This is a genomic window from Anaeromonas frigoriresistens (assembly GCF_016820655.1).
GTDB lineage: Bacteria > Bacillota > Clostridia > Tissierellales > SIT17 > Anaeromonas > Anaeromonas frigoriresistens.
This window is the reverse complement of record NZ_WSFT01000040.1, coordinates 1-22,098: the sequence shown is the minus strand read 5'-3', so window position 1 is coordinate 22,098 and position 22,098 is coordinate 1. Positions and strand designations below refer to the sequence as shown.

Sequence of the window (22,098 nt, the reverse complement as noted above, 5' to 3'; positions counted from 1 at the left end):
TATCTGCTAATTACTCAACTGAATGAGCTATTCTACTAGCAGCAGCTGCAGCTATAGCTGATACTAAATCATCCATAAATGTGTGTACTGCCTTTCCCTGTTTCTCTTTATTATCAAGGTCTTTAATTATACCTATCTTCTCTTTATCTAAATATCCATAATTAGTAAGGCCTATTGTTCCATATACATTCACTATAGAAAGGGGGATGATTTCATCTATTCCATATAGACCTTCATCACTCTCTACAATTTCCTGTAAAGGAGAAGGTAATTGCTTTTTCTCTGCTAATTCATCTAAAGCTACACCTGTAAATATTGCATTCATTACTTCCCTTTTTTGTAAAACTCTTTCTATATTTTCTTTACAGTATTCAATAGTTAATTTGTCATTGTACTTTGCTTGTAATTGCATTACTAATTCAGCTATATCCTCTATATTAACTCCTCGTTCTTCTAGTTTATCTATAGTAATTTTATATAATTCTTCTGCATTGTACTTATGAGACATATCACCACCTACTTCCTACTTTATATAGCAACATAGATTATATACCCAATAAATTCACCTTAAAAACATAATCTGATAATTTAAAAAATAAGGTTAGAATATCCTAACCTTATTTTTTAGAAAATTCAATATGAAGTTTTTTATCTAAACTTATCTTTATAGATTCAAAATATTCATCTAATGCCTTTAGAAGGATATATATCTTTTCTTCTTTAGCATTTTCTCCCATATGACCTACTCTAAATAGCTTACCTTTAAATTCTCCGACACTACCTCCTATGACAATATTCTTTTCTCTATTTAGGTAATTAAACATATCATCAAAGCTAATACCTTCTGGTAATTCAATAGCAGTTAATGTGTTAGAAAAGTATTCTTGAGGATATATATTAAATCCACAACTCAAGAAAGTCTCTCTTATCTTTTCAGCTAATTCTCTATGAGCCTTAACAAAATCTCCCCTATTTATTGTTCTCTCTAAGGCTACATTGATTGAATTTATCATAGCATCAGAATGAGTATAAGGAAATTTTTGTTCTTCTATTACATTTAGCCAATTTTTAAGATTAGCATAATAGCTTCTTATACTACTTTTCCTATTTATTAGTATTTCTTTTGCTCTATCACTTAAGAAAAGAAGAGTTCCTCCAGAGGTAACAGATAGACATTTTTGAGTTCCAGCTAAAAGTACATCTATATCCCAATCATCCATGTGTATTTCTTCCCCACCATAGGAAGATACTGCATCAACTATTGATAGTATTCCCTTGTTCTTGAGTAAAGGACAAATTTTATCAATAGGATTTGTAACTCCTGTAGGAGTTTCACAATGGACTAAAGTAGCCAATTTAAAGGGGCCTTTTTCGTCTATAAAACGCTCTAAATCTTCTATATCTATTCCTTTCCTATAGTCTCCTTTAAAGTGTACTGCCTCTCCTCCATACATCTCTATAAAATCTCCAAATCCCCTGCCAAAGATTCCATTATCAACACATAAAACCTTATCTCCTTCTTCTATAAATGAGGCACAAGCACTTTCCAGACCTAATATTGCTTCTCCCAGCATTATTATAGCTGTGGATTTTTCTGAATTTATAAGTTTCTTTGCCTTTCTACAGGTATTTTCGTAAAGTTCAAAAAAATCTTTATCCATATCAGTATTAGTATTTTTTATAGCTAATGCTCTTCTTACCTCTTCACTACATTCAGTAGGTCCTGGTGTCATTATCAATTTATCCATCTTAATACCTCCTATATATATTTATTCACATTAGATTTTTTAATAATTAATGATAATGGTATTCCTATAACAAGTGCTAAAGCAATTTGAATTGCATTTCCTGGTATAGAAGTTACTGGAGCAAAAAAATTACCATATAGTATATACTCAGTTAAGTAATATCCCCCGATCATCCATATACCACCTATTATAACAGCTATAAAATTATATATTACACTTTTACCATCTTTCTTCTCAGATATTCTTCCTATTATGTATCCCATAACTCCTCTTACCACAAAAGTAAAGGGTGCCCATGCTGTCCATCCAGATACTATATCAAATATAGCCATACCAAAGGCTCCTGATATAGCTCCTTTCTTCTTACCAAAATTAATAGAAGTAATAACAAGCATCACAGTCCCCATGTGTATTAATCCTCCATTGATAGATATAGGAAGACGAATATTAATAAATTTGGTAAAAATGAATACTAGACCTATCAATAAAGATGTGATCACCATATCCTTAGTACTATTGAACATTTTCATTTCATTTTTTACTGCTCTTTCCAATACAATTCCCCCTTTAATTGATATTTCACTTAAATTATATGAATTTAAAGAAGAAATTGCAATACACTTTTGAGTTTATAACAAAAGTGTATTGGTACGCTTTAAAGTATAATAAAAAATCTTAGGTTCCATATTTCTATGTAACCTAAGATTAAATTATTAATCATCCCAATTATTCCCCAAAGATTTCTTTAGTTATTCTTCTCCCTGTAGGAGTAGCTGCTAAGCCTCCTAATGCTGTTTCTTTTAGGGTTGGAGACATGGATTTCCCTACATTATACATTGCCTCTACTACTTCATCAAAAGGGATTATACTCCCTATTCCAGCTAAGGCCATATCCGCTGATATTAATGCATTAGTAGCTCCAATAGCATTTCTCTTTACACAAGGACTCTCTACTAACCCTGCTATCGGATCACATACTAGTCCTAAAATATTTTTGATAGTCATAGCTGCTGCATTTAAAGCTTCTTCTGGAGTACCACCTTCTACCTCTACTAGAGCTGCAGCAGCCATAGCAGCAGCTGACCCTGTCTCAGCTTGACAACCTCCATCTGCTCCTGACACTGTAGCATTTTTAGCAATCACAAAACCTATTGCTGATGCTGTAAATAGGGCTTTAACTAAAGTATCATCATCCACATGAAACTCATCTTTAATCATATATAGTACCCCTGGTAATATTCCTGAAGAACCAGCTGTAGGTGCTGCTACAATTTGTCCCATTGAAGCATTTACTTCTAATACTGCCATTGCTCCCGCTGTAGCTTTTAAAGTTCTTTTACCTGATAGTGTTCTATCATTAAGATATCTTTCTTTTAGTTTTTTGCCGTCTCCACCAACTAAACCACTGATCGATTTTCTATCACTATTTATTCCCTTCTCTACTGCAATTAACATGGTATTGACATTATCTTTCATCTGATCAAATATTTCTTCATAGCTTCTTTCTGAGTTTTTAACTTCTCTTAAAAGCATGACTTCCCATATCTTTTTATCTTGTTCCTTACATATATTTATTAGTTCCTTACCATTTTTAAAATTATACATATCTTCACCATCCTTACAGTCCTTCTATTATATATACTTCTTTTATATTTTCTGAGGAAGTATTTATTGCTTCAACTAAAGCCTCATCTAATTTATTATCTGATTCAATAACCATCAAAGCATCTTGTCCTTTATCCTGTCTAAAAACACTCATAAATGCAATATTTATATTATGATCAGATAATATTTTAGTGATTTTAGATACTACTCCAGGACTATCTAAGTGCTTAGTTATAAGGGTAGGATATTGACCAACAAACTCTAACTTCATCCCGTTTATTTCTATAACTTTTATATTTCCTCCGCCAATAGAAGAACCCATTATCTCAACATCTTTACCTTCCCTTTGATATATAATAAATTTCACTGTATTAGGATGGACCTCTCCTAAATCATCTTCAATAAATTGATATTCTATTCCATTTTCCTTTGCTATTTCTAATGAGTATTTTAAGTTTTCATCATCTTCTTTCATTCCTAATAGCCCTGCCATCAAGGCTCTATCTGTACCATGACCTTTATATGTTTTTGCAAAAGAACCATGCAAGTGGAATTCAACCTTTTCTATTTTTCCTATCACTAGTTTAGAAGCAACCCTACCTAATCTAGCAGCTCCCGCCGTATGGGAACTTGAAGGTCCCACCATTTTTGGACCTATTATCTCAAAAGCACTATAATTACTCATATAGACCTCCTTTAGTTGTTTATTTTAGTTTGTTATTTATCTTCTGAAGTATATATATTATACTAATATACTGTTATATAGCAATAGTATTATTTATTATAAATTTGTTAAATAGTATATCAGCTAATAACCTATACAATCTAATGTAACATTATATTATTAAACTATCAATGTTTATATAAAATAGCATGTAGACTCAGATCTACATGCTTTAACTTCTCTTATATATTATTACTAAATTAACTATTAGAAGACCACCTATAATTAATAGCAAATTTCCTTTCTCAATAAAACTTTCATTTAATAAACTAAATACAAAAAAGTCTTTAGTATATTTCCCCCTAGTACTGAACTCAAAGGCATAATATGCAAAGGGAATTAGATATCCTGATGGTAATGATTTAGTTATATTTACTACTGTAATACCAATTATACCGAAATATAGTGAGGATATGAAACTTCCTAAAGATATCTCCCAAAATGGGAAATTACCTTGTTGTAGCTTAGCTAATAGGATTATACTACTTATTAATATAAACATAAATATTATAATAATAGCTAACCTTAGAATAGTTGTAATTATATGAGGAGTCTTTCTTATATAAATTACTTCCTTTATATTGTCTATATCTTCGATATTAATTATATTGGGCAGTAATATTATCCCTATTACAGATAAATATAATTCCCCTACAGTAGCTATATTGGAATATTCTAATCTAACTAAACTAAATAAAAAAGGAGTCACTGCTACCAGCACAAAAGCTGCTAATATATTTAATGAAAAAACTATCTTAAGATTGTAGTGAAGGTGTCCTAGAATCTTCTTTAGATTTCCTCTTAAATCTCTTCTTAATGATTCCATCCTGCCTCCCCCTTCTATAGGATAAAATCCTACCGGCTACACCAACCAATATAATCGCTAATACTGTATATAAAATTCGATTAATTAGTATATCATTTATTGATTCTTTAAATATATCGTAAGACCCTACTGTATTGAATCTAAGAACAAATTTTGAAAGTCCATAATCTCCAACAAGGGGTAATAGACTACTTATCCATAGTCCAAACTGTATAGGTATAGCTACTATACCATTACCAAAAATAATAGATATTACAAATCCCATAGAAATAGTAAATAGCAGTGTAGGGACTAACCATCCAAATGTATACTTATAAAAAGCTAAATAATCCACAGTATATCCATTTGCTTTAACTACACTAGATACTAGTATAGTAGCATGGGTAACTATAGCTAAATAAACTAATGATACACTTATAACCAATGCGATATATTTAGCAAAAACGTATTTATAGCTAGATATTTCTCTACTATAGATTAGCTCTGACATCCTATACCTTTTATCTCTCGTCAATATAAAAGCAGCTAAAAATATTGGGAAAAACCCAGCACCAATACCCATATAATCTGCATATAATCTACCATAGGCATTAGAAAGAGTATCCTTAGATATCATAGTTTCAAAATCTTTTAAAGCCTGATCATAAGTTTTTTCTTGTCTATATACTTGATCATTATATTCTTCAGAGAAGTAAGTTCCCCCTCCTAATCTTTCATCTACTTTCTCTATTATTATTTGAAACTCTTTATAGGACACATCGGCTTCAAAATTACTTATATCATGTCCTTCCTTTATTATCTTGTCAGCAGCATCTAGCATGAATTCCTTTTGACCCTTTGATAAATTCACTATTTTACTCATAAGGAATCCATGTTGTAGCACCGACCCATGATTTGCATCCCTTATAAGTCTTGAGTACATAAGATTCATCTGATCCTCAGGGTCTTCTTCCTCTATATATCCATAGTAAGGCTCTCTACCATAAGCTTCTCTATATTCATCAGGAGGTATTGGCTTGGAAACCCCTTCCGTATCTACATCCCCTAGAAATTGAGTAATATAAAATAATACTATTATCCCTATGAACAAGTAAAATATTATGCTTTTAAATTGTTGTTTGATTTCTTTAAAAACTAGACTTAGAAACATACTCTACACCCCCTTAACTAACTTCATATAAGCATCTTCTATTGATGGGCTTACTGCCTTTGATTCCTCAATAGGAGTGCCGTCAGATAGGAACCTTGTTTTTATCAAATCTCCCTCTGATACAGTTGAAATTATATGATGATTTTTTCTTATATCGTTTAACCTTTTTCTATCTAAATTAGCAGTCCAAATATATCCTTCAGCTTGTTTGATTAAATCTCTAGATTTACCCTTATATAGTATTTGTCCTTCCTTTAAAATTGCTAGGTCCTCACATGTAAACTCAACATCCTCTACTATATGAGTGGATAATATCACTATTCTATCCTCTGAAAAATCTCTAAGCAGATTTCTAAATCTAATTCTTTCCTCTGGATCCAATCCCGCTGTGGGTTCATCTACAATTAATAAAGACGGATTATTAATTAATGCTTGAGCGATACCTAGTCTTCTTTTCATTCCACCAGATAGAGCCTTTACCTTCGTCTTCAAATGGTCTTCTAAATTAACTTTTTCTAAAAGGTCTAAGATTAACTTTTTTCTTTTAGACTTTGGAGCTATATTAGAAAGTAACGCTAGATAATCCATAGCTTCATACACAGTTAAAGTAGGATATACTGCAAAGTCTTGGGGCAGATATCCAATCATTTGTCGAATTTTTCTTTTTTTAGAGATATCTATTCCTTGGATATTAATATCCCCTTCAGTCTTTTGTACTAAAGTAGTGAGTATTCTCATCAATGTAGTCTTTCCTGCTCCATTAGGTCCTAGTAATCCAAACATTCCTTTATCTATTTTTAGGTCTACATTATCTAATGCTGTTTTATTTCCATAATTTTTAGTTAAACCTTTTATTTCAATATTCATTATCCCTTACCTCCAAACATCTTTTTCGACTCTAGATACTCATAGATAATACTTCCACTCAAAATAATAGTGCCAATAATATATAATAACCCTGCATCTAATTCTCCAAAATACAGAATAGGCACTACAATCATCATCACTACAAAGAATATATATAGTCCTAAAATAATATTTCTCTTTCTAATTTTTCTTTTATTCTCTAATACCTTTTCATTCTCTCTTTTCTTCCACTCTAAATATCTTACATTGCCCCAGACCCCATTTATAAAATTTCTTTCCTCTCTATCATAATCAGTCATATTTACACCTCACCTTTCAATAAAGTCTGTAATTTCTTTCGAGCTCGATAAATTATTATCTTTACTTGGGCTATGTTCTTGTTCATGATTTGAGCAATTTCTTTATAGCTAAGTTCTTCAAATTCAACTAAATAGATAGCTAACCGGTAATCCCTTTTCAGTTCGTTTATTTTAGATAAAACAATGTCTCTTCTTTCTTTATTCAGATAGGCTTTTTCCGTAGTATCTTCTGTGGATATCTCTATATTTTCTTCAAAAGTTATCCTGTTTTTCTTTATATAATCCACACTTTTATTTCTTATGATGGTAAAGAGATATGTCTTAAAGGAGTATTTAGGATTGAATCGTTCTTTATATACATAGAAATCAGCAAAGCTTTCTTGAACAACATCTTCTGCAATATAAGGATCCCTTAATATTTTCTGAGCAAAATATATAGCTGGCTTTCTATATTTCAATATGAGCTTTTCAAAACTTATATCATTTTCATGTAATATTCCTTCAATTAATTCCTTATCTTCCTCCATACCATCACCTCCTTATTTCAGCTTCTACTTCTTATTCTATATGTATGGTCAAAAAGTTACAGTTTAATTTGATATTTATTTAAATTATTTTTATTATAATATATTTTTTTCATTAAATCATATCTTCTTTTCTCCACTCAGCATCGCATTCATTACAATGATATTCTGGTGAATCTGGCATTATACAACACCCACCTAGTATAACCTGTCCTTCTTCTGGCTCTTTATATAATTCATGAGATGGATAACCATACACTATTTTAGCAACATTCTTAGGATTACATTTTGGACACTCTTTATATTTTTTAGTCATAGTCAATCCTCCTTTAAGATAGTAACAATTTGTACACTTCACAGTATTATAAATAGAACCTTTGTATAGAAAATTCTATACAAGATTTTATAACTTTTTTTACAATTTAATGATAAGTAAACACCATCATAAATCAGGTGTTAAAATATCTAATAATGTAAAATCTGTAATTCGAGTCAAGGAGGAATTGGCTAATGCTTATCAAGCAAGCTATGACTAATAAATCAGAGCTGACACTATTAAACTCTAGTACAATAGTCAATGAATGTATAAAAACTATAGAAGAAAAAGGTCTCCTATCCCTTCCAGTAGTAGATGGAAAGACTTTTATAGGGAGTATTTCTATCAATACTTTATACTCTAAATTAATAAAACTCAATGATGAACAAAAGCATGAATTTTTAAATGAAAAGATCGAAAATTATATCGATAAAAACTTTAAGTCACTTTCTATCAGCGAAGAGCTAGAGAAGTCATCTAAGATGTTGACAGATGAAGACCTGCCCTTTATTCCTATAGTTAGCAATGGAGAATTTCAAGGTATAATAAAACCAAAAGATATATTTACTAGTATGAATGATGTATTAGGATCTAATGAAGGAACTAGGATTACAATCCTAACCTATGATAGAATAGGTGTGTTGTTTAAAATAACTAAAATTCTAAATAGAAATAATATTAATATATTAAATGTAGTAGCCAAACCAAAACAAATCTTAGGAATAAGAGAAATTACTCTCAGGATTGAGGGAGAAAATATAGATAGAGCTATCAATAAACTAGAGTCCAAAGGTTTTAAGATTAGGAATAGAAAATACTTCCAAACCTAAATTCATAGAATCTATAAATTAAAATATTTGCATATAGGAGGTAATATAATTGGTAGTAGTGAAGGTATTCTAGCAGGAGCTATTGCTGGTGGTGTGATAGGTGGATTAACTGGAAATAAAATAGGCAATAAAATAGATAGGAAAAAACCCCTTAGACCAACTGATCTAAGGGGCTTTAAAGTCTTTTATTATTAACTCATTACTTTACACATATTATTAGAAAATTCTACTGGATCCTCTATAGGTAATCCTTCAATTAAAAGGGCTTGATTGTATAATAAATTTGTATAAAGCTCTATTTTTTCTTTATTATCATTTTCATATGCATCCTTTAATGACTTAAATACATCATGATTAGTATTAATTTCTAATATTTTATCTGCCTTTATATTTTGATTATTAGGCATAGCACTTAATACCTTTTCCATCTCTATTGAAACCTCACCATCATTTGCAAGGCATACTGGGTGATTCTTTAATCTTTTTGATGCTCTAACTTCTTTAACCTTATTTGATAAAATGTCTTTCATATTCTCAAATAATTTACTATTTTCTTCTTTAGGTTCATTTTCATTTTCTTCTGGCTCTATACCTAAATCACCACTGGATACGGATTTAAACTCTTTATCCTTATACTTCATTATCATTTTTATAGCAAACTCATCTACATCATCAGTAAAGTATAAAATTTCATATCCCTTATCTAATACTAGTTCAGTTTGAGGTAATTTTTCTATTTTATCTATTGAATCCCCTGTTGCATAGTAGATGTATTTTTGTTCTTCTGGCATTCTTGAAACATACTCATCTAAAGTCACTAACTTCTTCTCCTTTGAAGAATAGAACATTAATAAGTCTTGTAATGTTTCTTTATTTTGTCCAAAGTCACTATATACTCCATATTTTAATTGTCTACCAAAGGACTCATAGAATTTCTCATACTTTTCTCTCTCATTCTTAAGTAAGCTTAATAACTCACTTTTAACCTTCTTCTTAATATTTTTAGCTATTAATTTAAGCTGTCTATCATGCTGTAACATTTCTCTGGAAATATTTAAAGATAAATCTTCTGAATCAACCATTCCTTTAATAAAACTAAAGTAGTCTGGTAATAATTCAGCACACTTATTCATGATTAATACTCCACTAGAATATAGCTCTAATCCTTTCTCATATTCTTGTGTATAATAATCAAATGGAATATTCTCTGGTATATATAATATGGAATTAAATCTTACCATACCTTCAGCTTTCATATGGATATGTTTCACAGGCTTATCAAATCCATAATGCTTATCTGCATAAAACTTTTCATAATCTTCCTTTGTAAGTTCATTTTTATTCTTTCTCCATATTGGAACCATACTATTTATAGTTTTTTCTTCCACATACTCTTCAAATTCTTCTTCGTTGTCTTCCTTGGGTTTATGCTTAGTTACATCCATTTTTATTGGATATCTTACAAAGTCAGAATATTTCTTAATTATGTTCTGGATCTTATATTCATCTAAGTACTCATCATAATTCTCATCTTCAGTGTTCTCTTTTAATTTTAATATTATTTCTGTTCCTACATACTCCTTATCATAAGACTCTATAGTATATCCCTCGGCCCCTTTTGACTCCCATTTATAACCCTCATCACTGCCTAGTGGTCTAGTCATTACAGTAATAGTGTCAGCTACCATAAATGCTGAGTAAAATCCAACTCCAAATTGTCCAATAATATCATATCCATCTTTTAATTGGTTCATCTTTTTAAAATCAAAGGATCCACTTTTAGCTATAGTACCAAGATTCTCCTCTAATTCTTCTTTAGTCATACCTATACCAGTATCAAGAACAGTTAATGTTCTATTTTCTTTATCTGGAGTAATCTTGATATAATAATCATCTTTATTGAATTTTAAATTGTCATCAGTTAATGCTTTATAATATATTTTATCTATAGCATCACTGGAATTAGATATAAGTTCTCTTAAAAATATCTCCTTATGAGTATAAATTGAGTTAATCATCAAATCTAACAATCTTTTTGATTCTGCTTTAAACTCCTTTTTTGCCATAGTAACTCTCCTCCACTAAACAAAATTTTATGGATTAGCACTCTAAGACTTAGAGTGCTAATCCATAATTAATTTTTATCATATTTTTTAAAATAAGTCAATCTGACAATTTAAAATATTCCATATTTTCCTGTTGGACCATCTCTAAATAGTGGTAAGTGAGGAGGATATAAAGTGAAGATTATAAATATCAATATAATCAATATAATTAAACCTATACTTATATAGGGATTCAAACCTCTAGAATGATTATATAAATAAAATCCTAATAATTGACCAAATAATAATGCTAATAAAAATATGATAATATCCACTACTAAGGATTTTACTCCAAAGGCTCCTTTAAAGAAATAATGTAATACTGGAATTGTTCCTATTGATACCAATACAGATACTAAAGCCCCAGTAAACCATTTCCTTTTATTAATTCTATTTTTTCTCTTATTTCTTACATAGTAAATAGTCCACCAAAGTATAATAGGTAGAACTGCTAATTTATTATGTTCCCACACACTTTCATTTACTGGAGCAAAGAGTCCGACAATTATATTTTGACCACTTAAATCATATATAAAATGCAAAATACTACCGGCAATAAAAAGGATAAATATAGATTTAATAATAGAATTTTTTACTGATCTATAACTCATATAATACATCTCCTATAATTGATTTATTAATTATCTATATATTATAGTCTATTAATTCGTTGATTATAAGAGAATGTTGATTTTACATTAATATGAAAATATAGTATCTATAAAAATCTCAATTTATAAAATGTTCTTATTAGCCTTTGACACAAACATTGGGGGCATTTCTTCTTCTAGTTCCCATATAAAACTCATAGGCTTATTTCCTGAATGACTTATATATTCTGCAAAACCTAAAAATATAAAGGGAGCTGTATATCCATTTTCTTTTTTGTATTCCCTTACAAATAATGCTATTTTATTTTCTGTTTTTTTATGATTAATATATCTTTGAGCTGTATTACTATCTTCCTTGACTTTACTTTGAGTTTGCCAGTGAAATAATTTTTCATCGATAGCATAATCTTCATATAAAGTTGATGGTGAAAAATCCTTTTTTGATTTATTTAGTGTTATAAAGAAGATGTCTAATTTCTTATCCTTAAAATGTTTAACTCCTTCTCTAAAAGATGGACTCTTTTCTTCATTAAAGTAACCTAAAGAAGCTAAAACTTGAGATGTGGTATAACTACTATGTATTCCCAATGGACAAGAAAAATCAAAATTATTATCTATCTCCATTGTATGTATATGATTATAGTTATACTTTATTATAGATAATATTTCTTCTTTCATCTCTGAATTTTTTAATATCTTATTAATACCACCTTCTATCGAAGATAATCCTTCTTTTGCTGGATGATTTGTATAGAAGGAATAATAAAACATTGAAAGCATAAACACTTCTTCTTCATTGTTTACTTTTTTATCTTCAATATACCTTATAAGAAACTTAAGAAACTTAACTGAATTTATATGAAACAAATTATTTAATCTTCTAGTTATTACTTCTTCATATTCACAATGAAAATCCTTCTTTAATCCAGCTTCTACCAGCATTCTATTAAATGTTCTATCTCCATTTTTCCCATAAAAATCATACAAAGATAGTTTGTGAAACTTCAAGAAGTTTTCTAAAGTTAAATCTAATTTTGAATCTCCACTAAAGTATTTCATCTTATTCATTAAATTTTTTCTATTATTAGTACTTTCTTTTATATTTCTTAATATGTATTTTTTAGCCTGTTTTTCTAATTGTATAAAACACCCTTTCGGGAGATTAAGGAAACCATTTTCAACATAATGTCTTACTGAATGTTTAGTCCTTCCAACTAAAGCTCTAAATTTTTCTTCAAAATTATAATTTTTATGGGCTTGACCTACAAAATCTAGAACAGTAAGACATTCTTTTCCTTCTGATAGCCTAAGTCCTCTACCTAATTGCTGCAAAAATACCGTTAAACTTTCTGTAGGTCTTAAAAAAAGTACTGTATTAACCTCTGGTATATCTACCCCTTCATTATATAAATCAACAACAAAAATAAACTTAACTTCTCCACTAACTAATTTGTTTTTAGCTTCATTTCTTAACTCTTTTTTAGACCCACCATATAATGCTATAGAAGGTATATTTGACTTATTAAAAAAATCCGCCATATATTTAGCATGATCTATACTTACACAAAACACTAATCCTTTTACATCTTCTATGTCTGTAATATACTTATCAATACTTTTAATAATCTGATTACTTCTAATTTTACTTGAGGTATATACATTTTCAAGTTCTTTAATGTTATATCCACCTCTACTCCATTTAAGTTTTGACAAATCTTCAGTATCACTTACACAAAAGTATTGAAAGGGACTTAATAATTTTCTATCTATAGCTTCTGTTAATCTCATTTCTGAAGCTATAGTATCATCAAAATATTGTAATATATCTTTACCATCCATTCTTTCTGGAGTTGCAGTTAATCCTAATAATATCTTAGGTTTATAGTGACTTAATAATTTTTGATAAGAATCAGCAGCTGCATGATGGAATTCATCTATAATTATAAAATCATAATAATCCTTAGTAGTACTTTCATAAAGCTTTACACTATTAAAGCTTTGAATACTTATAAATAGATGGTCAATAGCGTCAGGAATATAACCCCCAACTAATAAATCTCCAAAATTGAAATCTTTTAAAATTGCTCTAAATGTATCTCTACTTTGTTTTAATATTTCCTCTCTATGGGCCACAAATAATAGTTTTTTCGACTTTCCATTATTTATTATAAATCTCTTATAATCAAAAGCTGATATTACTGTTTTTCCTACCCCTGTGGCAGCTACTAAAAGATTTCTTGTCCTATCAAAAATCTCTCTTTCAACTTGTAAGTTTTCTAGTATCTCCTTTTGATAATGATAGGGTTGTATATCAAAATTAAAGGAAATATCATTTTCCTTTTCGTCTTTTTTCAATGCTCTTTTTAGTTTTATATTATCTTCTTCTACATCTCCATCAAAATATACGAATTCATCATCATTCCAATAGCTTTCAAAGGTAGCTTGAAATTTCTTTATAATATCAAAAGAATCCTTCTCAGTCACTTTAATATTCCACTCTAAACCTGAAGTTAGAGCAGCGTTAGATAGATTAGAAGATCCTATATAGGCAGTAGTAAATCCGGTCTCTCTTTTAAACATATATGCTTTAGCATGTAATCGAGTCCTATTTATATCATAGGATATCTTTACTTCAGTATTTTTTAATTTACTTAATTCTAAAATAGCCTTATAATCTGTAGCTTGCATATATGATGTTGTTATAACTCTTAACTTTCCATTCGTATCAGTAAAATCTCTTAATTCCTCGATAATGCACCTAATTCCACTCCATTTTACAAAGGACACCAACATATCTATAGAATCACAGGAGGCTATCTCTCTTTTTAACTCTCCAAGCATATTAGGCTCGTAATGAGACCCGGTGAATAGAGAACTCTGAGATATGGGAGTAATAGGCCTTACAACCTTATTTTTATTAATACTTCTAGCATTATTTATCTTTGAATATATAGATGTTAATATCTCACCCTCATCCATTATTTTTAATGCTTCAAATTCCTCACTTTCTATATTCTCACTCAATATTGAAATTATATGATTACAAGTTTTAATTTGATTTAACAGCGCTTCTTTATCGTCACTATTATTGTCTCTTACGTATTTTAAAGCTCTTCTAGTGACATTAGAAATATAGGAAGATAATATCTTTCTAGCTTCCTCAACATCTAGTTCTTCCTTTTCAACATCATAAATATCTAGTCCTATATTATCAAGTTCACACTTGATCTTATTATTTATTATATCTTCGTAAATACCTTCCTTTAACATTTCTTCACCTCAGTTAAAAATATTAGAAATAAACCTTTATATAGAAATTTCTATATAAAGGTTTATAAGTCCTTTTATATTTAATTAATTTATTTATTGTCTTCTATTGTAATATATTAAAATACTTATTTGCATATACTTATCCCTTCATCTATACACTCAACAGTAAAAGAATGTAGATGAAAATCTATTCCTATAAAATAATTTTATCACCTAAGTTTATTTAGATTCTATTCTATAACTTTAATTAGCTTAACTCCTTTACTAAACCCGCCTCTTTTATGTTTCTTTGATTCTCTTATCTTCTCTAATTCTTTAAATGATATATTTTTAGTGTCTAATATACCATGTATTACTTCTAATATATCTGCTAATTCTTCTACTTCTTCCGACTCTAAGTATTCATCAACTTCTTCTTGTAATTTCTTATTTAATAGTTGACTAAGCTCTCTCTCATTAACTTTTTCTATAACATATTCTTTATTGTTCTCTTCAATGATTTGTGGTATTTTGTCTCTAATTAGTTTATTATATATTTTTTCACTCATGTTTTATCTAACTCCTTATTATTAATTAATCTCATATTTCAAAACACTCTATTAATTTCCATCTAAATCCTCCCTATACAACAAAAGAGCAGAATCTCTCCTGCCCTTTCATCTCTACTATTTAAACTTAATAAAACTATAAAATTCTACACTCTCAACTACTACTTCTTCTATAGCTCTATCTTCATATCCATGAATATGTTTGAATACTATTTGTATTTTTATATCTTTTGTTTCTTCTATAAATGTCATTTTCTCTTGTTCTAAACTTCCTTTGCCTTGATTTTGTTTATGGAGAAGTTCTACTACTTCTTCTAGGTTTTTAGTATATAATATATCTTCTTTGTTTTTTACTACCAATTTTCTATCACTGTTATTATATTCTATAGTATAGTCTCCCTGCTCTTGTTCGATATTATCGTAGGGGTAGACGTTTATATCTCCAAAATAATCAAAGTCTGATATGTCTACAAGGTTATTCATCTTATCTAAATTATATCCAAAGTATTCTCTAGCTGCTGGATAACCCATCCTATCATCTTTTAGTTCAAATCCAAATATATCTTTTATATCACTAATCTTAACATCTTCTGGAAGATATTTAATATCTTCTAGGTCATAATTTCTATCAAAGTATAATATTACACTACTAATTATCTCTTTATCTATTTCTGATAACTCTTTTTCTATTGGCGGAGATTTTATTTCGTTATTTTCATCTATCATATCGTATCTTTCTAACACTTCTTCTAATCTGTCATTCTGACTCCATTTAGATATAGAATAAGCACTCCATGGACCAGTCACTGATAAGATAGCTATTATAGATAAGGTTATAGTCAATATAATATTTCTTATGTCTTTTTTAATTGAATAATATATCATTATTCCTGTAATCCATAGTCCTATTATTAATACAAAGTATCTATCTTCTGTTATACCATAGGCATTGATTCTTATTCCTAATGCAAGAAACATCATTCCTAGTAATGGAATAATTGCTTTAGGGAAAATTAATATAAAATATCTTATCCATTGGTTTGATTTTTTTAATGGATATATAAAGAAAAGTACAATTGTACTTACTATTGAGTACCATAATACTAGATTGCCTATGATACCTTGAGGTAGTTCCATTGTTACAATAATTTTTGCAAAATATATATAGAGAATAATCGTATATACTGATAATAATGGTAGAACTATAAACTGTAGTAAAACTCTTATCACTTTAGGATAATCAACTACTGATATTTCTTCTTCTCTTCTAGGAACATCAGCTAGAAAAAATGTTGGTGCAAATATCCCTGCTACAATAAATGCTATATCAGCAAATACTCTTCCTGAGATCCCTGCATCAAATAGTAAATTTATAGTACCTAATATAGCTGCAAGACCTAAATATAATACCATTGAATAAACATAGGTAACTACAAATCTAGAAAATAGTCTAATCACATACAATTCATAATTTTCTTTTCTTCTAATATAGGGAATAAAGCTAAATATTAAATAAAGGGCTATTGTATATGCTATATATCTAGTTCCAGAAACATATTCTAAATTTCTTAATAATAATAAGTAGTAGCCTACTAATACTATAGCTGTACCTAAATGGGCTATTATCTTTATGTTCTTCTTTATATGGGGTTTTGACTCGAAAAGCATATATAATGATAAGCTTAAAGGTACTCCTAAAGCTAATACCATCCCTATACGAGTAAACATATCTCTTTTGTCATCAATTCCAATATAGCCTAAGTGATTTAAATAAATTGATACTCCCACAGTTAGAGCTGCATATAGTAATGCTAGGGGAAATCTCTTGAAACTATCATAGAGCTTATTATATAAATCCTTAAACCGTTGACTAATATTCAAAATTATCACTCCTTCCACCTAATTATATCACTTCACAATAAAATAAAAAATAATCAATAGTCTTAAGACTATTGATTATTTTTTGCTTTATATATTAACTTATTTTTTTATTATCTAATCTTTCACCTTTTTCAAAACTATATCCATTCACTGACTTAACTACCAAGGCTGATAATCCTACCAAGGCTATTAAGTTAGGTATTACCATCAGGGCATTAAATACATCGGCTAAGGCCCAAACTAAGTCCACATCTAATAAGGTTCCTACGACTATACCTATAAGAACTAAGGGTCGGTAATATTTTACTCCTTTTTTACCGAAAAGATATTTGATATTTAATTCTCCAAAGAAATACCATCCAATTATGGTAGAGAAAGCAAAAAAGAATAGTGCTACTGCTATAAAATATAAACCAAAATTACCAAAGTTACTAAATCCTAAATAAAACCCTTGTTGAGTCAATTCAGAACTGGTTAATCCTGTCTCAAAGGCTCCGGTAGTTAATATTACTAATGCTGTTATAGTACATACTATTCCAGTATCCACTATAACTCCCAACATTGAAACTAGTCCTTGTTGTACAGGATGATCCACCTTAGCTACAGCATGAGCATGGGGTGTGGATCCCATTCCAGCCTCATTAGAGAATAATCCCCTTGCTATACCATACCTTAAAGTTTCTTTTACTGTTGCACCTATAAAACCACCAGTTGCAGCTCTAGGATTGAAAGCTCCATAAACTATCATTTTTAATGCAGGAAGTATATTTTCATAATTCATAGCGAGTATTATAACTCCTCCTAATATGTAGAGGGCTGCCATAAATGGAACTACCTTTTCAGTAAATGATCCTATTCTACCTACTCCTCCTACAAGGATTAATCCTGCTAATACTGCTACTACTATTCCTATAATTATCTTTGGTATATCAAAGGCATTGTTAACTGCTAATGCTATAGAATTAGATTGAACCATATTCCCCATAAATCCAAGGGCAAGTACTATAGATATGGCAAAAAATCCTGCTAATGCTTTACTTTTTAACCCATATCTTAGATAATATGCCGGTCCTCCAACTAATTCTCCATTTTCACTTCTATTAAACAATTGTCCTAAAACTGCTTCTGCAAATATCGTTCCCATACCAAAAAAACCACTTATCCACATCCAGAATATTGCCCCAGGTCCTCCTGCTGCAATTGCTGTAGCAACACCAGCTAAATTCCCTGTACCTACTTGGGCTGCTATTGCAGTAGAAAGAGATTGAAATGGTGACATTCCCAGATCTTCTGTTTCTTTTGTAGGCTTACTGAATACTTGCTTAAATATAGCTTTTAATTTTGTGACTTGGATAAAACGTAATCTTAATGTAAATAGTACCCCTGTCCCTAGTAGAGCAATTAACATCACTGGCCCCCATAAAAATCCATTAATTACTTCTAGTAGTTCCATAAACTTTGTCATGTAGTATCCCCCTTCACTTTAAGCACTAGTTTTTTAATAATTATCTTTGTTAAATATTTCACTTTGATTCTATAATATATGCTTTAAGAAAGTTTATAAAAAATTATAAATAATCATTATATTTTGATATTTTTTTATCATTCTATTTATATTCTTTTTTGATTTAATATTTATATTAAAGGTATAAACCTTATATAAGTATTTATTTCATAATAGGGGGTTAAAAAGTGGATAAGATTATTAAGATAAGTGAGTTCAATTTTAGAGAAGAAGTAGGAGATCCTTTCATCATTAGGATGCATCATCTTGATTTTTTTCCTAAAGGCAATGGGGATATGGAAGTCCCTAAGGATCATATAAAAGATAGAAATCCAAATGGAGACTTTGATTTTGATAATGATTTTAGAATGTATTATGGAAAGACTGTACCAGGATTTCCTGTTCATCCTCATAGAGGATTTGAAACAGTAACTATAGTTCTCCAAGGTTTTGTAGACCATTCTGATTCTGCTGGTTTAAGTGGTAGATATGGAGCTGGAGATGTTCAGTGGATGACTGCTGGAAAGGGAATGCAACATGCAGAGATGTTTCCTTTAGTTAATGACGATAAGGATAATACTTTAGAATTATTTCAAGTATGGTTAAATCTACCTAGTAAAAGTAAATTTGTAGATCCCCATTATAAGATGCTATGGAATGAAGATATCCCGATTGTAGTAGAAGAAAATGAAGATGGTAATAAAGCTAATATAAATGTAATTACTGGTTCATATAATGGTACTAATAGTTTAGACCCCAATCCTGACTCTTGGGCCTTTGATAGGGATAATCATGTTAATATCTGGACTATCCATCTAGAACCAGGGGCAAGTTTTACTCTACCTAAAGTATCTGATACTTTAAATAGAACTCTATACTTATATCAAGGGAAAAATATAAAAATAGATGAGACTACTATAGATTCACAAGCTACTCTAAAGCTAGCTGGTGATCAAGAAATCAATGTTGTAAATGGAAATAAAGATAGTTATTTATTATTACTTGAAGGGGAACCAATAAATGAACCAGCAATAAATTATGGCCCTTTTGTCATGAATACAATGGATGAAATAAATGAAGCTTACAAAGACTATGAAGAGACTAAGTTTGGTGGATGGCCTTGGGATAGAGTTGATCCAGTTAATCCTTCTGATAGTGGAAGATTTGCTAAATATGGTGAAAATAATATAGATATACCAAAGTAATAAAAGATGAATCCTTGGGGATTCATCTTTTATTTATATTAAAAATACAAAGGACACATACATTACTATGCATGTAATTGTGTTTAAAACTACTACATTATTAGCTATATCTCTATATTCATCATTAGCATATTCTCCTACAAATATAGGCAGAGAATATGGAGGTGGTAAAATTAATAATGTGAAAAAAGCGTAATCAAATAATTTATCATCTACTATTATTTTATCTATAAGTATAAACTTAAAGGCATATCCAACTACTAAAATTGTTACTATCCTAATAATAGTAAGTTTTATACTCTGTTTCATATATTTCTTATTAATCTTTAAACCAAACCCTATAATTATCAGTATCAATGGAGTAGCCATGCTTGATAGATATTCTAATGTAATGTCTAGCCCTTTTAGCAGGGAGTTTTCTTTAAATAAAATATTATATCCCGTAACATTCAGTATTAACCCAAAGATAATAGCTAGGATTAATGGAGACTTTATGAACCCTTTAACTACTTCTAAAGAAAAAGATTCCCCTTTAAACTTAATTTTCATCAAGGTATAAAAGATAAACCAAATAAAGAACTCATGCCCTATTCCTAATATTGATATTTTCTCAAGATTTTCTATGCCAAAGACTGATCCATATAAGGGAATTCCTAATAGTCCAAATGTAAATGCTGTAACTACAAAAGGTACTAGAGGATGGGATATATATTTGATCTTATTTAGTAAAATACCAATGATATATAAAGCTATTAGTAATATAAATGTATATAATACTACTAAGAAATATTCTTTCTTCAATGTCATATCCCTGAAGGTTAAGAATAATACTGGGGGTAGGGCTATATTTATAACTCCTTTTTTTATTTCTTCAATACTCTCTGATTTCACCATGTTCCTATATTGCATAAGATATCCTAGTGCTATTAATAAAATTATTGGTATGACTTTAGATATGATTTCTTCCATGATATTTTCCTCTCTTGTAAAATATACCTATAAATTATATCATACATTTAAAAATTCTTATTCACAAATTTCTATTTGGTATCCACACTTAAATATTTTATCTATACCTAATTTTTGAATTCCCTTTTTATCTTCTATTTTACTATTGGTATCTATAAAATCTGCTACTCCATACCAGGGTTCTATACATATAAAAGGTGCTTCCGGAGTCCATATACCTAAGAATGGAAAATCCTCTATCGTTATTTTTATCTTATCTTTTTTATTGTCATCTTTTATATATAAATATTGAGATCTTATATTCTCAAATATTAATGCATCAGATTTAAATAAATCATAGGATAGTAATAGTTCCTTTTCTCCTTTTAAAATCTTTTTCTTTTCATTTCTAATAAGACCCTTTTTAGGATCTAGAATATAGCTGTCTAGGTTTTCTTCTTTTTCAAATTCAATATATTTATTTCCTTTTTCTATGTCACAATTAAATGCTGGATGTCCACCAATCGAAAAATATATTTCTTTATTACCTTTATTTCTTACCTCATAGGTTATGCTCAAACTCTTATCTATTAGTTGGTATATTATATAAAGCTCAAATTTATATGGATACTTATCTAGTGTTTTTTCATTACTTTTTAATAGATACTTAAGTTTATTATCTTGTTTCTCTAAAAGTTCAAATTCACAATCTCTGGCAAATCCATGTCTTGTCATTTTATAGTTTTTATCATCAACTATATAGCTATCCTCTTTTAAACATCCTACTATTGGAAATAATACAGGAGCATGTCTTCCCCAATAATTATCATCAGCTTGCCATATATATTCTTTGTTATTTTCTAATGATTTTAAACTACAAAGTTCTGCTCCATTACTTTTAATGGATATACTTAAAAATTCATTTTTAATTTTTTGTATCATTATTATTCCTCCTAGTTGTAAGTAAAAAAACCTATGGACAATCTCTTAATAAGGGATTATACATAGGTTGAAAACTTATTTAAAATATTTATCCATATAATCTTCTATTTCTTGTGCTGTACTCATGTTTACAACTTTGTCAGCTATTTTTTTTGTGTCTTCATATTTTAATGTACGAATTAGTTTTCTTGCTGG

Annotated in this window: 22 protein-coding genes; 3 read left to right on the top strand and 19 right to left on the bottom strand. The window is 29.3% G+C overall.

Features of this window, described 5'->3' with window-relative positions:
* Positions 1 to 10: 10 nt before the first annotated feature.
* The 11 genes from GOQ27_RS11190 to GOQ27_RS11140 all read right to left on the bottom strand — a co-directional run bounded on the left by GOQ27_RS11190 (position 11) and on the right by GOQ27_RS11140 (position 8,059).
* A complete protein-coding gene (locus GOQ27_RS11190) occupies positions 11 to 508 on the bottom strand; it encodes a phosphatidylglycerophosphatase A family protein (protein WP_203366951.1) in 498 nt (165 codons plus the stop codon).
* Positions 509 to 617: 109 nt separating this feature from the next.
* Positions 618 to 1,748, bottom strand: coding sequence for a pyridoxal-phosphate-dependent aminotransferase family protein (locus GOQ27_RS11185; RefSeq protein WP_203366950.1), 1,131 nt, complete (start codon positions 1,746 to 1,748; stop codon positions 618 to 620).
* Between the two features lie 11 nt (positions 1,749 to 1,759).
* Positions 1,760 to 2,302: an ECF transporter S component gene (locus GOQ27_RS11180; protein ID WP_350445909.1), complete on the bottom strand. Its 543-nt coding sequence runs from the start codon at positions 2,300 to 2,302 to the stop codon at positions 1,760 to 1,762.
* A 172-nt stretch (positions 2,303 to 2,474) separates the two neighbouring features.
* Positions 2,475 to 3,353: an L-serine ammonia-lyase, iron-sulfur-dependent, subunit alpha gene (gene sdaAA / locus GOQ27_RS11175; RefSeq protein WP_203366949.1), complete on the bottom strand. Its 879-nt coding sequence runs from the start codon at positions 3,351 to 3,353 to the stop codon at positions 2,475 to 2,477.
* Between the two features lie 13 nt (positions 3,354 to 3,366).
* Positions 3,367 to 4,038, bottom strand: a complete 672-nt coding sequence (gene sdaAB / locus GOQ27_RS11170) for an L-serine ammonia-lyase, iron-sulfur-dependent subunit beta (RefSeq protein ID WP_203366948.1) — start codon at positions 4,036 to 4,038, stop codon at positions 3,367 to 3,369.
* 211 nt (positions 4,039 to 4,249) lie between these two features.
* Complete coding sequence (locus GOQ27_RS11165) at positions 4,250 to 4,903, bottom strand: hypothetical protein (RefSeq protein ID WP_203366947.1); 654 nt, start codon at positions 4,901 to 4,903, stop codon at positions 4,250 to 4,252.
* Positions 4,833 to 6,053 carry an ABC transporter permease gene (locus GOQ27_RS11160; protein ID WP_203366946.1) on the bottom strand — a complete coding sequence of 407 codons (1,221 nt, stop codon included), beginning with the start codon at positions 6,051 to 6,053 and terminating at the stop codon, positions 4,833 to 4,835. Before GOQ27_RS11160 ends, GOQ27_RS11165 begins: the two co-directional genes overlap by 71 nt.
* Positions 6,054 to 6,056: 3 nt before the next feature.
* Complete coding sequence (locus GOQ27_RS11155) at positions 6,057 to 6,920, bottom strand: ABC transporter ATP-binding protein (RefSeq protein ID WP_203366945.1); 864 nt, start codon at positions 6,918 to 6,920, stop codon at positions 6,057 to 6,059.
* The gene (locus GOQ27_RS11150; RefSeq protein ID WP_203366944.1) at positions 6,920 to 7,219 is read right to left on the bottom strand and encodes a hypothetical protein; all 300 of its coding nucleotides are present in this window, start codon (positions 7,217 to 7,219) and stop codon (positions 6,920 to 6,922) included. The genes GOQ27_RS11155 and GOQ27_RS11150 overlap by 1 nt, the downstream gene beginning before the upstream one ends.
* 2 nt (positions 7,220 to 7,221) lie before the next feature.
* A complete protein-coding gene (locus GOQ27_RS11145; protein WP_203366943.1) occupies positions 7,222 to 7,746 on the bottom strand; it encodes an RNA polymerase sigma factor in 525 nt (174 codons plus the stop codon).
* 112 nt (positions 7,747 to 7,858) lie between these two features.
* Positions 7,859 to 8,059: a hypothetical protein gene (locus GOQ27_RS11140; RefSeq protein WP_203366942.1), complete on the bottom strand. Its 201-nt coding sequence runs from the start codon at positions 8,057 to 8,059 to the stop codon at positions 7,859 to 7,861.
* A gap of 194 nt (positions 8,060 to 8,253) precedes the next feature.
* Here GOQ27_RS11140 and GOQ27_RS11135 point away from each other — a divergent pair, with 194 nt between their 5' ends.
* Together GOQ27_RS11135 and GOQ27_RS11130 are read left to right on the top strand one after the other, a co-directional pair.
* Positions 8,254 to 8,889: a CBS domain-containing protein gene (locus GOQ27_RS11135; protein ID WP_203366941.1), complete on the top strand. Its 636-nt coding sequence runs from the start codon at positions 8,254 to 8,256 to the stop codon at positions 8,887 to 8,889.
* Between the two features lie 27 nt (positions 8,890 to 8,916).
* A complete protein-coding gene (locus tag GOQ27_RS11130; RefSeq protein WP_203366940.1) occupies positions 8,917 to 9,084 on the top strand; it encodes a glycine zipper domain-containing protein in 168 nt (55 codons plus the stop codon).
* Here GOQ27_RS11130 and htpG read toward each other — a convergent pair.
* From htpG to GOQ27_RS11100, 6 genes are all read right to left on the bottom strand, one after another.
* Positions 9,081 to 10,955 (bottom strand): molecular chaperone HtpG, encoded by a 1,875-nt coding sequence (gene htpG / locus GOQ27_RS11125; RefSeq protein WP_203366939.1) that lies wholly within the window; start codon positions 10,953 to 10,955, stop codon positions 9,081 to 9,083. The two genes, GOQ27_RS11130 and htpG, sit on opposite strands and share 4 nt — an antisense overlap.
* A gap of 110 nt (positions 10,956 to 11,065) precedes the next feature.
* Complete coding sequence (locus GOQ27_RS11120) at positions 11,066 to 11,605, bottom strand: DUF6512 family protein (protein ID WP_203366938.1); 540 nt, start codon at positions 11,603 to 11,605, stop codon at positions 11,066 to 11,068.
* A 123-nt stretch (positions 11,606 to 11,728) separates the two neighbouring features.
* A complete protein-coding gene (locus GOQ27_RS11115) occupies positions 11,729 to 14,875 on the bottom strand; it encodes a DEAD/DEAH box helicase (protein WP_203366937.1) in 3,147 nt (1,048 codons plus the stop codon).
* 230 nt (positions 14,876 to 15,105) lie between these two features.
* Positions 15,106 to 15,423: a nucleoside triphosphate pyrophosphohydrolase gene (locus tag GOQ27_RS11110; RefSeq protein ID WP_203366936.1), complete on the bottom strand. Its 318-nt coding sequence runs from the start codon at positions 15,421 to 15,423 to the stop codon at positions 15,106 to 15,108.
* A 117-nt stretch (positions 15,424 to 15,540) separates the two neighbouring features.
* Positions 15,541 to 17,304: a DUF4153 domain-containing protein gene (locus GOQ27_RS11105; RefSeq protein ID WP_203366935.1), complete on the bottom strand. Its 1,764-nt coding sequence runs from the start codon at positions 17,302 to 17,304 to the stop codon at positions 15,541 to 15,543.
* A gap of 94 nt (positions 17,305 to 17,398) precedes the next feature.
* Complete coding sequence (locus GOQ27_RS11100; protein ID WP_484477124.1) at positions 17,399 to 18,769, bottom strand: alanine/glycine:cation symporter family protein; 1,371 nt, start codon at positions 18,767 to 18,769, stop codon at positions 17,399 to 17,401.
* A gap of 227 nt (positions 18,770 to 18,996) precedes the next feature.
* On the opposite strand from GOQ27_RS11100, the gene GOQ27_RS11095 reads away from it, so the two are divergent.
* On the top strand, positions 18,997 to 20,013 hold the full coding sequence (locus GOQ27_RS11095) for a pirin family protein (RefSeq protein WP_350445908.1): 1,017 nt from the start codon (positions 18,997 to 18,999) through the stop codon (positions 20,011 to 20,013).
* A 33-nt stretch (positions 20,014 to 20,046) separates the two neighbouring features.
* On the opposite strand, the gene GOQ27_RS11090 is transcribed toward GOQ27_RS11095, so the two are convergent.
* Positions 20,047 to 20,982 (bottom strand): AEC family transporter, encoded by a 936-nt coding sequence (locus GOQ27_RS11090; protein WP_203366934.1) that lies wholly within the window; start codon positions 20,980 to 20,982, stop codon positions 20,047 to 20,049.
* A 57-nt stretch (positions 20,983 to 21,039) separates the two neighbouring features.
* Positions 21,040 to 21,903 carry an aldose 1-epimerase family protein gene (locus GOQ27_RS11085; RefSeq protein WP_203366933.1) on the bottom strand — a complete coding sequence of 288 codons (864 nt, stop codon included), beginning with the start codon at positions 21,901 to 21,903 and terminating at the stop codon, positions 21,040 to 21,042.
* Between the last annotated feature and the right edge of the window lie 195 nt (positions 21,904 to 22,098).

Bases quoted from the DNA above. Each gene is read 5' to 3' on its own strand.
- GOQ27_RS11190 (WP_203366951.1), bottom strand. From the start codon at position 508: ATGTCTCATAAGTACAATGCAGAAGAATTATATAAAATTACTATAGAT.
- GOQ27_RS11185 (WP_203366950.1), bottom strand. From the start codon at position 1,748: ATGGATAAATTGATAATGACACCAGGACCTACTGAATGTAGTGAAGAG.
- sdaAA (WP_203366949.1), bottom strand. From the start codon at position 3,353: ATGTATAATTTTAAAAATGGTAAGGAACTAATAAATATATGTAAGGAA.
- sdaAB (WP_203366948.1), bottom strand. From the start codon at position 4,038: ATGAGTAATTATAGTGCTTTTGAGATAATAGGTCCAAAAATGGTGGGA.
- GOQ27_RS11165 (WP_203366947.1), bottom strand. From the start codon at position 4,903: ATGGAATCATTAAGAAGAGATTTAAGAGGAAATCTAAAGAAGATTCTA.
- GOQ27_RS11160 (WP_203366946.1), bottom strand. From the start codon at position 6,053: ATGTTTCTAAGTCTAGTTTTTAAAGAAATCAAACAACAATTTAAAAGC.
- GOQ27_RS11155 (WP_203366945.1), bottom strand. From the start codon at position 6,920: ATGAATATTGAAATAAAAGGTTTAACTAAAAATTATGGAAATAAAACA.
- GOQ27_RS11150 (WP_203366944.1), bottom strand. From the start codon at position 7,219: ATGACTGATTATGATAGAGAGGAAAGAAATTTTATAAATGGGGTCTGG.
- GOQ27_RS11145 (WP_203366943.1), bottom strand. From the start codon at position 7,746: ATGGAGGAAGATAAGGAATTAATTGAAGGAATATTACATGAAAATGAT.
- GOQ27_RS11140 (WP_203366942.1), bottom strand. From the start codon at position 8,059: ATGACTAAAAAATATAAAGAGTGTCCAAAATGTAATCCTAAGAATGTT.
- GOQ27_RS11135 (WP_203366941.1), top strand. From the start codon at position 8,254: ATGCTTATCAAGCAAGCTATGACTAATAAATCAGAGCTGACACTATTA.
- htpG (WP_203366939.1), bottom strand. From the start codon at position 10,955: ATGGCAAAAAAGGAGTTTAAAGCAGAATCAAAAAGATTGTTAGATTTG.
- GOQ27_RS11120 (WP_203366938.1), bottom strand. From the start codon at position 11,605: ATGAGTTATAGATCAGTAAAAAATTCTATTATTAAATCTATATTTATC.
- GOQ27_RS11115 (WP_203366937.1), bottom strand. From the start codon at position 14,875: ATGTTAAAGGAAGGTATTTACGAAGATATAATAAATAATAAGATCAAG.
- GOQ27_RS11110 (WP_203366936.1), bottom strand. From the start codon at position 15,423: ATGAGTGAAAAAATATATAATAAACTAATTAGAGACAAAATACCACAA.
- GOQ27_RS11100 (WP_484477124.1), bottom strand. From the start codon at position 18,769: ATGACAAAGTTTATGGAACTACTAGAAGTAATTAATGGATTTTTATGG.
- GOQ27_RS11090 (WP_203366934.1), bottom strand. From the start codon at position 20,982: ATGGAAGAAATCATATCTAAAGTCATACCAATAATTTTATTAATAGCA.
- GOQ27_RS11085 (WP_203366933.1), bottom strand. From the start codon at position 21,903: ATGATACAAAAAATTAAAAATGAATTTTTAAGTATATCCATTAAAAGT.